At 72.7% G+C, this 13,765-nt stretch carries 11 protein-coding genes; 4 read left to right on the forward strand and 7 right to left on the reverse strand.

Going from position 1 to position 13,765, the window contains the following annotated elements; genetic code table 11:
- Positions 1–15: 15 nt before the first annotated feature.
- Positions 16–1,032 (reverse strand): zinc-dependent alcohol dehydrogenase family protein, encoded by a 1,017-nt coding sequence (locus tag ACFYP4_RS04800; protein WP_358851591.1) that lies wholly within the window; start codon positions 1,030–1,032, stop codon positions 16–18.
- A 228-nt stretch (positions 1,033–1,260) separates the two neighbouring features.
- Between ACFYP4_RS04800 and ACFYP4_RS04805 the strand changes: the two genes are divergently transcribed.
- Positions 1,261–2,145, forward strand: a complete 885-nt coding sequence (locus ACFYP4_RS04805) for a helix-turn-helix transcriptional regulator (protein ID WP_358851590.1) — start codon at positions 1,261–1,263, stop codon at positions 2,143–2,145.
- Positions 2,146–2,230: 85 nt separating this feature from the next.
- Here ACFYP4_RS04805 and ACFYP4_RS04810 read toward each other — a convergent pair whose 3' ends face one another.
- From ACFYP4_RS04810 to ACFYP4_RS04820, 3 genes are all read right to left on the reverse strand, one after another.
- A complete protein-coding gene (locus ACFYP4_RS04810) occupies positions 2,231–3,244 on the reverse strand; it encodes a small ribosomal subunit Rsm22 family protein (protein WP_358851589.1) in 1,014 nt (337 codons plus the stop codon).
- Positions 3,245–3,589: 345 nt separating this feature from the next.
- Positions 3,590–4,741, reverse strand: a complete 1,152-nt coding sequence (locus tag ACFYP4_RS04815) for a serine hydrolase domain-containing protein (protein WP_358851670.1) — start codon at positions 4,739–4,741, stop codon at positions 3,590–3,592.
- Positions 4,738–6,123: a multidrug effflux MFS transporter gene (locus ACFYP4_RS04820; RefSeq protein ID WP_358851588.1), complete on the reverse strand. Its 1,386-nt coding sequence runs from the start codon at positions 6,121–6,123 to the stop codon at positions 4,738–4,740. The genes ACFYP4_RS04815 and ACFYP4_RS04820 overlap by 4 nt, the downstream gene beginning before the upstream one ends.
- Positions 6,124–6,206: 83 nt before the next feature.
- Here ACFYP4_RS04820 and ACFYP4_RS04825 point away from each other — a divergent pair, with 83 nt between their 5' ends.
- The gene (locus tag ACFYP4_RS04825; protein ID WP_358851587.1) at positions 6,207–7,208 is read left to right on the forward strand and encodes a Gfo/Idh/MocA family oxidoreductase; all 1,002 of its coding nucleotides are present in this window, start codon (positions 6,207–6,209) and stop codon (positions 7,206–7,208) included.
- Positions 7,209–7,256: 48 nt separating this feature from the next.
- Here the strand turns inward: ACFYP4_RS04825 and ACFYP4_RS04830 are convergent, their stop codons facing one another.
- Positions 7,257–8,909 (reverse strand): alkaline phosphatase D family protein, encoded by a 1,653-nt coding sequence (locus ACFYP4_RS04830; RefSeq protein ID WP_358855452.1) that lies wholly within the window; start codon positions 8,907–8,909, stop codon positions 7,257–7,259.
- A 133-nt stretch (positions 8,910–9,042) separates the two neighbouring features.
- Between ACFYP4_RS04830 and ACFYP4_RS04835 the strand changes: the two genes are divergently transcribed.
- Complete coding sequence (locus ACFYP4_RS04835) at positions 9,043–9,801, forward strand: SDR family oxidoreductase (RefSeq protein ID WP_358855451.1); 759 nt, start codon at positions 9,043–9,045, stop codon at positions 9,799–9,801.
- A 57-nt stretch (positions 9,802–9,858) separates the two neighbouring features.
- Here ACFYP4_RS04835 and ACFYP4_RS04840 read toward each other — a convergent pair whose 3' ends face one another.
- Together ACFYP4_RS04840 and ACFYP4_RS04845 are read right to left on the reverse strand one after the other, a co-directional pair.
- Complete coding sequence (locus ACFYP4_RS04840) at positions 9,859–10,416, reverse strand: DUF3291 domain-containing protein (RefSeq protein ID WP_358855450.1); 558 nt, start codon at positions 10,414–10,416, stop codon at positions 9,859–9,861.
- Between the two features lie 351 nt (positions 10,417–10,767).
- The gene (locus ACFYP4_RS04845) at positions 10,768–11,940 is read right to left on the reverse strand and encodes a D-alanyl-D-alanine carboxypeptidase (RefSeq protein ID WP_358855449.1); all 1,173 of its coding nucleotides are present in this window, start codon (positions 11,938–11,940) and stop codon (positions 10,768–10,770) included.
- Positions 11,941–12,289: 349 nt separating this feature from the next.
- Here ACFYP4_RS04845 and ACFYP4_RS04850 point away from each other — a divergent pair, with 349 nt between their 5' ends.
- Positions 12,290–13,735 carry an ABC transporter permease gene (locus tag ACFYP4_RS04850; protein ID WP_358855448.1) on the forward strand — a complete coding sequence of 482 codons (1,446 nt, stop codon included), beginning with the start codon at positions 12,290–12,292 and terminating at the stop codon, positions 13,733–13,735.
- The last annotated feature ends 30 nt before the right edge of the window (positions 13,736–13,765 follow it).

Here is a 13,765-nt window from a genome sequence, read left to right on the forward strand (position 1 = left end):
GGGGGGGTCGGCGGGTCAGGGGGTGAGGAGGGCCTTGACGGCGCGGCGCTCGTCCATCGCCCGGTAGCCCTCGGCGGCCTGCTCCAGGGGCAGGGTGAGGTCGAAGACCTTGCCCGGGTCGATCCGGCCGGAAAGGACGCGGCTGATCAGGTCGGGGAGGTAGCGGCGTACGGGGGCGGGGCCGCCGCGCAGGCCGACGTGGGAGAAGAACAGCTCCTGCCCGTCGACCGCCATCTCGTGGGGGACACCGACAAAGCCGACGTTGCCGCCGGGCCGGGCAGAGTGCAGGGCCTGCTGCATGGCCTCGGCGGTGCCGACGCACTCCAGGACGCTGTCGGCGCCGATCCCCCCGGTCATCTCCTTGATCCGGGCCACGCCCTCCTCACCGCGCTCCGTGACGATGTCGGTGGCACCGAACTCGCGCGCGAGCTTCTGCCGGGGCTCGTGCCGCGACATGGCGATGATCCGCTCCGCGCCCATCTCCTTCGCCGCGATCACACCGCACAGGCCGACCGCGCCGTCGCCGACGACCACGGCCGTCGAACCGGGCTCGACCTCGGCGGCGTCGGCGGCCCACCAGCCGGTGCCCAGCACGTCGGACACGGCCAGCAGGCCGGGCCAGAACTTCTCGTCCGGCACCTCGTCGGTGGCGACCAGGGTGCCCTCGGCGTTGGGGATGCGCACGTACTCGGCCTGACAGGTGGACATGAACTCGCGGTTCAGGCAGTTCGACTGGAACCCGTTCTTGCAGTTCACGCAGGTGTTGTCCGAGGTGGCGAACGAACCGACGACGAACTGGCCCGGCCTGACAGAGGTGACCGCGCTGCCGACCTCCTCGACGAAGCCGACGTACTCGTGGCCCATCGGGTGCGGGTCGCCGATCGGCTCCGCGCCCCGGTAGGGCCAGAGGTCGGAGCCGCAGACGCAGGTGACGGCCGTACGGATGACCGCGTCGGTGGGCCGCAGGATCCTCGCGTCGTCCACCGTCTCGAAACGCACATCGCCGGGGGCGTAGATCATTGCTCCACGCATTAGGAGTTCCTTACGTGTGAGGGGGCCGGACCGCCTGGGACGGCCCGCGTTCGGCGTTCCCGGGAGCAGGAACGCCACGAGCCGTGGCGTCCCCTGCCTGCCGACGGGACGGCGGGAAAACGCCACGTCATCCAGGTAACCCCCGCTTCGCGGGTGCAGCGAGTCACTGACAAGGGGTGTACCAGCAGTACATCCCTCCCTTGCCCGGGCAGGTCGTACCGTCGAGGTGTGGACAACCGAGCAGAGGTCCGCGAGTTCCTCACCTCGCGGCGAGCCAGGATCACCCCCGAGAGGGCCGGGTTGCCCGCCGGTCCTCGGCGCCGCGTCCCGGGCCTGCGCAGGAGTGAGGTCGCGGCACTGGCCGACGTCAGCGTGGAGTACTACGCCAAGCTGGAGCGCGGCAACCTCGCCGGTGTCTCACCGGCCGTCCTCGAAGTCGTCGCCCGCGCCCTCCAGCTCGACGACGCCGAACGCGCCCACCTGATGAACCTGGCCCGAGCCGCCGACGGCTCCGATGCGCTCACCCGGCCCCGCCGACGACGCGCCAAGGACCAGTGGAAGGCGCACCGGAGTCTGCAGTGGACCCTGGATGCCGTCACCGCCGGCCCGGCCTTCGTGCGCAACGGCCGCATGGACCTGCTCGCCGCCAACCAGCTCGCCCGCGCCTTCTACGCCGAGGTCTACGCCAATCCGCAGAACCAGGCGAACCTGGCCCGCTTCAACTTCCTCGACCCCGCTTCCCGGCGTTTCTACCCCGACTGGGACCTCGCCGCCGACGTCGCAGTGGCCATCCTGCGCACCGAGGCCGGCCGCAACCCCCACGACAAGGACCTGCACGACCTCGTCGGCGAACTGTCCACCCGCAGCGAGGAATTCCGCATTCGCTGGGGCGCCCACAACGTCCGGCACCACGGCACCGGCACCAAACGCTTCCACCACCAGGCCGTCGGCGACCTCACCCTCGCCTACGAGGGCCTGGAGATGGCTGCCGAACGCGGGCTCACCCTCACCATCTACACCGCCGAACCCGGATCGGCGTCCGAAGAGAGCCTGCGCCTGCTCGCCTCCTGGGCCGCCATGCCCCGGAACCCCGCGCCCCAGCCCCGGGACTGACGATCCGCGCCGACCTCCCGAGATGTTCCGCCCGGTGCGCGGCACCGGGCACATCCTCGGCGTGCTCGACCGACCCGGGCGCGGATCAGTCGAATGACCGGCCCGACGGGTCCTGGCCGGCCGGCGGCCAGGCGTCTCCCCAGTCCGCGTCGCGGGCCGCGCGGTAGAGGGCGCCGTGGCGCTTGGTCACGGTCTCGCGGTGCAGGGACTCGTCCGGCCCGCACAGGTCGAGGAGTACCTGGCCCTTGCGGATCTGCGGCCTGCGCACGACGCGGGAGGGGGCCGGTTCCGCCGGCAGACGGGTGGCGGCGACGTAGCTGAACTTCTCGTCCTCGTAGGCCAGGGAGCCGCCCTTGACCTGGCGGTGCAGGGAGGACCGGCTGACCCGGGCGGAGAAGTGGCACCAGTCCTCGCCCGGGACGAGGGGGCAGGCGGCGCTGTGCGGGCAGGGTGCCGCGATCCTGAACCCGGCGCCGGTCAGACGGTCACGGGCCTCGATGACGCGGGCGTATCCGTCGGGCGTGCCCGGCTCGACGATCACGACGGTTCGGGCGGCGGTCGCGGCGGCGTCCACGACGGACGCGCGGTCGGCCTCGGTGAGTTCGCCGAGGACGTAGGAGACGGTGACGAGGTCGGTGGCCTCGAGGGTGAGCGCCGATCCGATGCGGGAGCGGTGCCACTCGGCGGACTTCAGCGCCGGGTTCGCGGCGGCGATGTCGCGGCCGAGGGCGAGCGCCGGTTCGGCCCAGTCGAGGACCGTCACCGGGCGGTCGCCCTCCCAGGTCGCGCTGACCGCCCAGGTCGCCGCGCCGGTGCCGCCGCCGACGTCCACGTGACTGGCCGGCGTCCACCCGGGCACGGCGTCCGCGAACGCGTCCAGTGCGGCGCGGACCGCCTCGAACGTCGCGGGCATCCGGTACGCGGCGTACGCCGTCACGTCCGCGCGGTCGCGCAGGACCGGGGTGTGGGTCGGGGTGCTGCCCCGGTAGTTCGCGATCAGTCGCTCGACCGACTGTGCGGCTGCCTTGGGGGGCAGGCCGTCGAGGAGCCCGGCGAGGGCGGTGCGCAGGGTCTCGGCGGGGGCGGCGGGGGCGTTCACCCGGCGATTCTACGGTCGCGTCCGACCGGCCGGGGGTCCGGCGGTGCCGCGGGGGGCGGTGGGCCGCGGTTCCCCTGCCCCTTGCGGGTCATCACGCGCGTTGCGGCTCACGCCGGGGGTCCGTGGGCGGGCCCGGCGTCGGCGGGGTGCCGTGAGGACAGTCCCCTCCCCCGGGCAGGCGCCCCGCGTTGCGGCTCACGCCGGGGCAGGACGGCGGGCCCGGCGTCGGCGGGGTGCCACGCTGTGCCCACCCGTGCCGCCCCGAGCGGCACGCATGCCCACAGCCACGCCGACCCGGACGGCACCCCGCGCCCCCGCGCCCCTCGCCCCGGGGCCGGGGAGACGTTACGGCGCCGTTCCTCCGCTGGGGCCTCTCACCGCGTGTGCGAGGCGGGTCGCCGCCGCTGCTCGCGGGGTGTTGTCCGGGGGGCGGCGGCGGGGGTGGACCGTGTTCGCCAGGAGGACGAGGAAGGTGTCCGTCGCCGGGTCGAGGACGAGCGACGTGCCCGTGAAGCCCGTGTGGCCGACCGCGCCGCGCCGCGCCAGCTCCCCCATGAAGGACGGCTGGCCGACGGCGAAACCGAGGCCGGGCGGGGTCAGCATCAGTTCCACGAAGTCGGGGCCGAGAATGCGGGCCGGGCCGTAGGAGCCGCCCGCGAGGAGGGCGCGGCAGAAGACGGCGAGGTCGCGTCCCGTCGAGAAGAGGCCCGCGTGGCCGGCCACCCCGCCGAGCGCCCACGCGTTCTCGTCGTGGACCACACCCCGCAGCATCCCCCGGTCCGCCTTCCCCCACGGCCGCCGCTGGTCCTCGGTGGCGGCGGCGCCGGGGCGGGGTCCGAAACCGGTGGCCGTCATGCCGAGGGGACGGGTGATGCCGTCGTGGATGAGGACGTCGAGCCCGCGCCCGGTGATGCGCTCCAGGACGTACTGGAGGAGCAGCGGGTTGAGGTCGGAGTAGCGGTACGCGGCGCCGGGCCGCGTCACCGGCGCCTCCGCCCGCAGCAGATCGAGGCGGGCCGCGTCGGACGGGCAGTCGTACAGCGGGAGTTCGGGCCGCAGACCGGAGGTGTGGGTGAGCAGCTGGCGCACGGTGATGCCGTGCTCCGCGACACCCCGGAAGTCGGGCAGGTACGCGGCGACCCGCGCGTCGATGCCCAGCGTGCCGCGCTCCAGCTGCTGGACGGCTGCGACCGCCGTGAACAGTTTGGTCAGCGACGCCAGGTCGAAGGCCGTGTCCACGGTCATCGGCACCCGCTCCCCGGGCGCCTGCTCGATCCCCACGTCCTTCTTCTCGTCGTACGACGCGTAGCGCACCGCCCACCCGGCCGCCTCCTCGACGGCGATCACGGGGCCGCGCCCGGCGACCACGACGGTGCCCGCCGCCCAGGGGCGCTCCCCCGTCGTGAGGGTGCGCACCTCCCGTACGAGGTGCCGCAGTTCGCCGGAGTCGAGCCCGGCCCGCTCCGGTGTGTCAACGCGCAGTCTCGGTGCGCTCAGTTCCCTGCCGCCTTTCCCAGTGCTGTCCGGCCGTCCCCGCGCTCGCGGTCTGCGGCGAGCGCCGGGGATCCCGGTTCCCAGGGACGGCACAGTGCCACGAAGCAGGCGATCGCCACCAGTGCCGCGGCGAGTTGGACGACGGCCATCGGTACGGCGGTGTGCTCGCCGGCGACTCCGACGAGGGGCGAGGCGATCGCGCCGACGAGGAAGGACGTGGTGCCGAGGAGGGCCGATGCCGAGCCGGCGGCGTGCCGGGTGCGCATCAGGGCGAGGGCCTGGGCGTTGGGGAGGGTGATGCCCATGGCGCTCATCAGGACGAAGAGCGCGGTCGCGACGGGCAGCAGGCCGACCTCGCCGAGCGCGCCGGCGGACATGAGGAGCAGGGCGGTCGCGGAGAGGGTGACGACGGCGAGACCGGTGGCGAGCGTCTTGTCGAGGCTGACCCGGCCGACCAGGAGCTTGCCGTTGATCTGGCCCGCGGCCACCAGGCCCACCGAGTTCACGCCGAACAGCAGACTGAAGGTCTGCGGGGAGGCGCCGTAGATCTCCTGGATCACGAAGGGCGAGGCGGCTATGTACGCGAAGAGCGCGGCGAAGGCGAAGCCGCCCGCGAGCATGTAACCGGCGAAGGCGCGGTCGGCGAGCAGTCCGCGCATCGAGCGCAGCGCCTCGCCGACGCCGCCGCTGTGCCGTTCCCCGGGGGCGAGGGTCTCGGGCAGCCGGAACCAGACGAGCGCCGTCAGCGCGATGCCGACGGCGGTGAGGACGACGAAGACGCCCCGCCAGTCGGTGACCCGCAGGATCTGCCCGCCGATGAGCGGGGCGACGACCGGGGCGACCCCCGAGACGAGCATCAGGGTGGAGAAGTACCGGGCCATGGCCACGCCGTCGTACAGGTCGCGGACGACGGCCCGCGCGATGACGATCCCGGCGGCGCCCGCGAGTCCCTGGGCGAGCCGGAGGACGACGAGGAGTTCGACGGTCGGGGCGACGGCGCACAGCGCGGTGGCCAGGATGTAGACGAGGAGGCCGGCCAGCAGGGGCCTGCGGCGGCCCAGCTTGTCGCTCAGCGGTCCGACGACCAGCTGCCCGAACGCCATGCCCGCGAGGCACGCGGTGAGCGTGAGCTGCACGGTCGCGGCGGGCGCGTCGAGGGACCTGGTGACCTCCGGCAGCGACGGGAGGTACATGTCCATGGCCAGCGGGGGCGTGGCGGTGAGGCCGCCGAGGACGAGGATCACGAGGAGTCCGGTCCCGCGGGGTGCCGCCGGGCCGGGCAGCGCCGGGGATGCCGCGGCCGGTGCCTGCTCGGTGACCGCCGCCCCCGTCACGTGCCCGTGGATGTCGTCCTCGCCGCTCGCCGTGCGGCCGGCCTCCGGCATGTGCCCCTCCCTCTCCGTTCGGTCCGCCACCTATGCTCTCAGCTCGTACGGAGTGTTCGGGGTCACAGGGCGAGAGGCCGGGAATGACGGGCGAGAGCGTGCGGTGGGGAATTCTGGCGACCGGAGGGATCGCGGCGGCGTTCGCGGCGGATCTGGTGGATCTGCCGGACGCGGAGGTCGTCGCGGTGGCGTCGCGCAGCCAGGAGTCGGCGAAGGCGTTCGCGGAGCGGTTCGCGATACCCCGGGCGTACGGCGACTGGGCGTCGCTCGCCGCGGACGAGGACGTCGACGTGGTGTACGTGGCCACTCCGCACTCGGCGCACCGGGTGGCCGCGGGCCTGTGCCTGGAGGCCGGGCGGAACGTGCTGTGCGAGAAGGCGTTCACGCTGAACGCGCGGGAGGCCGAGGAGCTGGTGGCGCTCGCCCGGGAGCGAGGCAGCTTCCTGATGGAGGCCATGTGGATGTACTGCAATCCGCTGATCCGGCGGCTCAAGGCGCTGGTGGACGACGGCGCGATCGGTGACGTGCGCACGTTGCAGGCCGACTTCGGGCTGGCCGGGCCCTTCCCGCCGTCGCACCGGCTGCGGGATCCCGCGCAGGGCGGCGGCGCGCTTCTCGACCTCGGCGTCTATCCGGTGTCGTTCGCGCAGCTGCTGCTCGGGGAGCCCTCGGACGTCACCGCGCGGGCCGTGCTCTCCGACGAGGGCGTCGATCTCCAGACGGGTGCGCTGCTGTCCTTCGAGAGCGGCGCCCTCGCCTCGGTGCACTGTTCCATCAGCGGCGGCACCCCGGTGTCCGCGTCGGTCACCGGCTCCGCGGGCCGTATCGACATCCCGGACGGGTTCTTCTTCCCGGAGCACTTCGTCCTGCACCGCGACGGCCGCGACCCGGAGAAGTTCATGGCCGACCCGGCGAGCGGCCCCCGCAGCAGCCTCAGGCACGAGGCCGCCGAGGTGATGCGGGCCCTGCGCGCCGGTGAGACCGAGTCGCCGCTGGTCCCGCTGGACGGCACCCTCGCGGTGATGCGGACGCTCGACGCGATACGGGACCGCATCGGCGTCCGCTACCCCGGGGAGGCCGGCTGACGCCCGTGCGCCGGCCCGGGCCGGGCCGGCGCACGGCTCGCCGTCGGCTCAGGCGGGCTCGAGGCCCTGGTCGCCCACCTCCGTCACGAAGGACGCGGCCGTGGTGATCGGCGCCCCCGGCGTCGTCACCGCCGGCACCGTCTTGAAGTCGGCCCGCGCCTCCTGGCGCCCCAGCTCGACGGTCACGTAGCCGCGCCGTCCGTTGTAGAACTTCAGGTGCGGGTTGGCCTTCGTGTACGTGGCCCAGTTGGCGGGCCGCTCGGCGCCGTCCTTGCCGCTGGCGATGGACGTCGCGACGATCTCCGTGCCGAGCGTCGCCGACGCCGGGTCGTCGAAGTCGTCCTTGATGTCGAAGGCGTACCCGACGTGGACGTCGCCGGTGAGCACCATCAGATTCTCGATCCCGGCGGACTTCGCCCCGGCGAGGACCCGTTGGCGCGAGGCGCGGTAGCCGTCCCAGGCGTCCATCGACACCTTGGCGACCGGGTTCAGGTCCAGTTTCCGCTGGGAGAAGGTGACCTGCTGCGGGACCACGTTCCACAGCGCCCGCGACTTGTGCCACCCGTCGAGCAGCCAGCGCTCCTGCGTCGCCCCGGTGATGGTGCGCGCCGGGTCGTCCGACTCGGGGCCGGGGACGTGCGAGCCGTCGCCGTACGCCTGGTTGGAGCGGTACTGGCGGGTGTCGAGGATGTCGAACTGGGCGAGGCGGCCCCACCGCAGCCGCCGGTAGAGGCGCGCGTCGGGCCCGTCCGGGAGCTGGGGCCGGCGCAGCGGCTGGTTCTCCCAGTAGGCGCGGTAGGCGGCGGCGCGGCGCAGCAGGAACTCCTCCGGCGGGTTGCCGTTCTCGTCGATGTCGCCCGCGTAGTTGTTCTCGGTCTCGTGGTCGTCCCAGGTGACGACGAAGGGGTGGGCGGCGTGGGCGGCCCGCAGGTCGGGGTCGGACTTGTAGAGGGCGTACCGCAGGCGGTAGTCCTCCAGGGTCACGGTCTCGTGGTTGAAGAGGTCGGGCAGGGTGCGGTCGGTGTACTTGCGGGCGCCGCCGACGGAGTTGACGGCGTACTCGTAGAGGTAGTCCCCGAGGTGGAAGACGACGTCGACGTCGTCCTCGGCGAGGTGTCCGTACGCGGTGAAGTAGCCGTCGTGGTACGCCTGGCAGGAGACCGCGGCGAGAGTGAGCGCGGAGGTGCGGCTGCGGGTGGCGGGCGCGGTGCGGGTGCGGCCCGTCTCGCTGACCCAACTGCCGGTGCGGAAGCGGTAGTAGAAGATCCGGTCGGCGTCGAGGTGACCGACCTCCACGTGCACGGTGTGGTGGAACTCGGGGTGCGCGACGGTGGTGCCGCGTCTGACGACGCGGCTGAAGCGCTCGTCGTGGGCCAGTTCCCAGTGCACGGTGACGCGTTTGCGGGGCAGTCCGCCGTCGGCCTGGTACGGCGCCGGCGCGAGCCGGGTCCACAGCAGGACGGAGTCGGGGAGCGGGTCGCCCGAGGCCACGCCGAGCGTGAAGGGGTCGTCGGTGATCCTCGCCGCGTCGAGTTCTGCGGCGCTCGCCACGCCCGCGGCGGGCAGGTCGACGGCGAAGGCGAGCGCGGCGGCGGCGCCCGTGACGGTGAGGAAGCGGCGGCGTCCGATGTGGCGGGCGGCGGCGCGCAGTTCGGCGCCGTGCTGCGAGCTGTGCGATGGCTGATGGGCTGCGGGTGTCATCTGGCCCTCCCCTGACGGTGGTGGTACGAGGCATTGGAGTGGCCAGGGTCGACGTTGGGCTGTCGCGTACACAACAGCAAGATGGCGGATGGATGAGTTCCGGACGGTGGACCCTCCCGTACGCTGCGGGGCCATGAATGCCATGCAAACGAAGACCGCGGTGGTGACCGGGGCGGGCTCCGGCATCGGCCGCGCGGTCGCCGCGGAACTGCTGCGCGCGGGCTGGTCGGTGGCGCTGGCGGGCCGCAGGACCGAGACCCTGGAGGAGACGGCCGCCCTGGTTCCCGGGGCCCCCTCCCTGGCCGTACGCACGGACGTCTCGGACCCCGACGACGTGGCCGCCCTCCTCACGGCCGTACGCGACCGCTTCGGACGCCTGGACCTGCTGTTCAACAACGCGGGCACGTTCGGTCCCGGGGGCGTCCCGGTCGAGGAACTGCCGTACGACGCCTGGCGGCACGTGGTGGACACCAACCTCAACGGCGCGTTCCTGTGCGCGCAGGCGGCGTACCGGCAGATGAAGGAGCAGGACCCGCAGGGCGGTCGGATCATCAACAACGGCTCGATCTCGGCGCACACGCCCCGCCCGCGGTCGGTCGCGTACACGGCGACCAAGCACGCGCTGACCGGGCTGACCAAGGCGCTCTCCCTGGACGGGCGGCCGTACCGGATCGCGGTGGGCCAGATCGACATCGGCAACGCGGCCACCGAGATGACCGAGGGGATGCGGACGGGAACGTTGCAGGCGAACGGCGAACTGGCCGTCGAACCCGTGATGGACGTGGCGGACGTGGCCCGCACCGTGCGGCACATGGCCGAACTGCCGCTGGAGGCGAACGTGCAGTTCGCGACGGTACTGGCGACGGCGATGCCGTACGTGGGCCGCGGCTGAGGCCGGGCGGGGCGGTCGGGGCGATCGACGGCGGACCGGGTCGTGCGGGCTTCCTTGTCAGCGAACTTGATCGCGATCCGGCCCGATGCCGTTGATCCTGGCCGGAGTTCCCTCCGGGTCGAACGAGTGGTGAAAGGTGAAGGCGTGCGGCGCGGAGCCGTGGTCGTGAAGGTGTTCCAGCCTGGAAACCCCGTCCTGCCAGGTGGGTGGCACGCCGTCGGAAACCCACCAGAACACGTAGTTCGGGTGTTCTGCCCTCTCGAACCAGTCGTAACGCCTGTTCAGCGCCTCCCGGTGCGAACCGGTGTAGAGGGCGTCGAAGGCGGGGCGCAGGCCGGTCCAGAGTGAGAGGGTCGCGGCCAGGGCGGTGGTCTCCGCCGTGCGGCTCTTGCCGTACCAGGGCGGTACGGCGAACTCTCCCCAGGCACCCCAGTCCGCCTCGAAGAGCGCGCCCCGCTCAGCGTCTGCCGCTTCGGCGTGAGCGAGGTACCCGGGGTGCTGACTGATCTGCCGGTAGACGGCCTCACCGATGTCGTAGAACTCGGACGTGAGAGGGGCGGGATCGGCGAGGGGTGTCTTCAGGACACCGAATGTGTACAGCGCAAGTCGGGGCATGCGTCTCTCCCTGGTTGAGGGGTGCAGGAGGGCGAGGCTTCGCGGGGCGTGACCGACTCAGCCCCCGTCGCGGGGTGGCTCAGGGTGAAGGAACTCCTGTGCGACCGTGAGCGATCGCCGAGGACCAGGTGAAGGTAGCTGCCTCCGCGGGCCCTGTCTAAGTTGCGTTTTCCCTGCCCAAGTGGCCTCCCGCATCGCTCATTTCGGGGCCCGGGGCGCTGACTAGCGGGACAGACACCGTGTGCCGCCGGCGTGGCCGGTGCGCCCCGGCGGGTCTGTCCGGGGCCTCCGGGGCGGGCGCAAGACCCGGGCGGGGTCGGGGGCGGGGCCCGGGAGGACCACTCCCGGCGTTCACCCCCGGTGGGTCTCTTCCGCCGCGGCCCCGCCGTCGCCGCCGCCCCGCCCGCTTCTGCGGCGGCGCCACGCGAACGCGCCGCCCGCCGCCAGCGCGAGCGCTCCGGCCGCCCCGGCGGCCGGTCCCCAGGGCGAGGTGCCCGCACCGGAGGAGGCGGGAGCGCCGGCGGCACCCCCGGCGGGCTTCCTGGTCGCCGTCGCCTTCGCCCCGCCCTCGCTGATCGGATCGACCAGGACACCCACCGGCTCGGCGCTCCCCGCGTGCGCGAAGCCCCAGTCGAGCAGGGCGGCCGTCTCCTCGTAGACGCCGTTCCCCGCGCGCTTGGGGTGCATCAGGGTGGCCAGGAGCGTACGGCCGCCGCGGGTGGCCGCCCCGGTGAAGGTGTTGCCCGCGTGGCTGGTGTAGCCGTTCTTCACCCCGATCAGGCCCTGGTACGTCTCCATGCCCCAGGCCCCCGTCAGCAGACGGTCGGTGTTCTGGATCTGGAAGGTCTTCTTGCCGCCGGCCGGGAAGTCCGCGGTCGGCGTCGCGCAGTAGGCGCGGAAGTCCGCGTTGTGCAGGCCGTGCCGGGCGAAGAGCGTGAGGTCGTACGCGGAGGAGAGCTGACCCCTGTGGTCGAAGCCGTCGGGGCTCACCACGTGCGTGTCCAGGGCCTGCAGGTCCGCGGCCTTGACCTGCATCTGGCCGACGGTCTCGTCGACCCCGCCGTTCAGGTGACTGAGCACGTGCACCGCGTCGTTGCCCGACCGCAGGAAGACGCCGAGCCACAACTGCTCGACGGTGTAGGTGATTCCGGGACGGATACCGACCAGGCTGGAGCCGGCCGGGATCCCGGCGAGGTCCGCGTCGGTCACCGTGTGCCGCTCGGTCCGCCCGAACTTGTGCAGCAGCGTGTCCGCGAACAGCATCTTCAGGGTGGACGCGGGCGCCAGGCGCCGGTGCGCGTCGTACGAGGCGAGCACCCGCCCGCTTTCGTGGTCGGCGATCAGCCAGGCCCGGGCGGTGAGCCGGGGCAGGCCCGAGGCGCCGCGCACCTGGACTCCCGCGCGCCCCAGCCGCTCACCGCCGATCGTGGTGGCGGCGGAGGCGGGGCCGGCGACGGTGGACGGAACGGCGGCGGCGGCGAGGCCGAGAGCGGCACGGCGGGTGAGCCGAGAGGAATCACGCATCCCGGGACCGTACAAAGCGGCCTCGCGGCGCCGTGCGGCGGGGTCATAAAGGGAGGGCATGCCGCTGCCAAAGGGACGGCAAAGGCACCGGGACGGGGCCCGGACAGGCCCCGGGCAGGCCCCGGACGGGTGACCGGGAATTGTGACGGAAAGGCTCACCTGCCCCCAGTCAACAGGGCTTTCCTGGCCGTACACCCTCTTCCGCACAGGAATCAGCTGTCTTACCGGATTCTGATTCCGAACGCTGCATTCTCAGCCCGCGCACACCCTTTACTCAGCCCGCCTCAAAACTTTCTCCATAGCTTGTGGCCGCGCCCACAGCGGGCGCCGAGAACCTTTGAGGAACGGGATGTTTGGCATCTATCTCAAGCGTGAGCTGAGCCGGCGCAAGAAGGCGGCCCTGGTGATCGCCATGGGTCTGGCGCTCGGTATCGCGCTGGTCATCACCGTCAACTCGGTGTCGGCCGGCATGCAGCAGGCGCAGGACAAGGTCCTGAAGTCGCTGTACGGGCTCGGCACCGACATGACGGTCACCAAGGCCGTGGCGGCGCCCTCCGCGAACGCGACGGGCAGACCGAAGTTCGACTTCGACGCCGAGTCGGACAGCGACACGACGCAGAGTTCGGACCGGGTGATGACCCAGGGCGGCCAGTCCCTGAAGTCCTCGCTCGTCGACGAGGTGGCCGCGCAGCAGGGCGTGGCGAGCGCGGTCGGCGCGCTGAGCCTGAACGTCACCAAGGTCGACGGCTCCTTCACCCAGGGCAAGGCGAAGTCCTCGACGACCGAGCAGCAGGGCGGCCCCGGCGCCGCACAGGGCGGCGGGAGCGGCCGGCCGCAGGTGCAGGGCGGCGGCGCCTCCTTCGATGTCAACTCGTACTCCGTCGCGGGGATCGACGTCACCGAGCAGGACCTCGGCCCGCTCGCCACGTCGAAGATCACCAAGGGGAGGACCTTCACGGCGTCCCAGTCCGCAGCGAAAGCCGCCGTGGTCAGCAAGTCGTACGCGAAGGAGAACTCGTACACGGTCGGCGAGAAGCTCAAGATCTCGGGCACGGCGTACGAGATCATCGGCATCGCGACACCGGACAGCAGTGAGACGACCACCGACGTCTACCTGCCGCTGAAGCAGGCGCAGACGCTCGGCGACGCGAAGAACAAGGTCACCACGATCTACGTCAAGGCGACCGACTCGAAGCAGATCGACACGGTCAAGGCGGCCATCCGGAAGAACATCCCGGGCACGACGGTCACGACCTCCGCCGACCTCGCCGACACCGTCTCCGGCTCCCTGTCGACGGCCTCGAACCTGGCGGCCAGTGTCGGCAAGTGGCTGTCCGTCGCGGTCCTGATCGCCGCCTTCCTGGTGGCCGCGCTGCTCACCTCGTCGGCGGTCAGCCGCCGGGTGCGCGAGTTCGGCACGCTGAAGGCGCTCGGCTGGCCCTCCCGCAAGGTCACCCGGCAGGTCGTCGGCGAGTCGATCGTGAACGGCCTGCTCGGCGGCGCGCTCGGCATCGCCCTCGGTCTCGGCGCGGCGTACACGGTGACCGCGATCAGCCCGAAGCTGACCGCGGAACTCGCCTCCGGCGGCGGCGCGGGCGGCGGCCCGGGCGGCGGCGGGCCGGGCCGGCAGGCGGCCTCGAAGACCGTGGAGATCGCGTTGTCCGCGCCGGTCTCGGTGACCACCATCGCGCTCGCGGCGGGCCTCGCCATCGCGGGCGGTCTGATCGCCGGTGCCATGGGGGGTTGGCGTGCCTCCCGCATGCGGCCCGCGGACGCCCTGCGCAGCGTCTCCTGACCCCCCTGCCCCCGACCGGGAGACGACCGT

Origin of the sequence: Streptomyces sp. NPDC005551, from assembly GCF_042871785.1 — a bacterium.
In the GTDB taxonomy this organism is placed as follows: Bacteria; Actinomycetota; Actinomycetes; order Streptomycetales; family Streptomycetaceae; genus Streptomyces.

Coding starts and splice junctions, on each gene's coding strand:
- ACFYP4_RS04825 (WP_358851587.1), top strand. CDS start 6,207: ATGACGGGCGAGAGCGTGCGGTGGGGAATTCTGGCGACCGGAGGGATC.
- ACFYP4_RS04820 (WP_358851588.1), bottom strand. CDS start 6,123: ATGCCGGAGGCCGGCCGCACGGCGAGCGGCGAGGACGACATCCACGGG.
- ACFYP4_RS04840 (WP_358855450.1), bottom strand. CDS start 10,416: ATGCCCCGACTTGCGCTGTACACATTCGGTGTCCTGAAGACACCCCTC.
- ACFYP4_RS04850 (WP_358855448.1), top strand. CDS start 12,290: ATGTTTGGCATCTATCTCAAGCGTGAGCTGAGCCGGCGCAAGAAGGCG.
- ACFYP4_RS04845 (WP_358855449.1), bottom strand. CDS start 11,940: ATGCGTGATTCCTCTCGGCTCACCCGCCGTGCCGCTCTCGGCCTCGCC.
- ACFYP4_RS04800 (WP_358851591.1), bottom strand. CDS start 1,032: ATGCGTGGAGCAATGATCTACGCCCCCGGCGATGTGCGTTTCGAGACG.
- ACFYP4_RS04830 (WP_358855452.1), bottom strand. CDS start 8,909: ATGACACCCGCAGCCCATCAGCCATCGCACAGCTCGCAGCACGGCGCC.
- ACFYP4_RS04835 (WP_358855451.1), top strand. CDS start 9,043: ATGAATGCCATGCAAACGAAGACCGCGGTGGTGACCGGGGCGGGCTCC.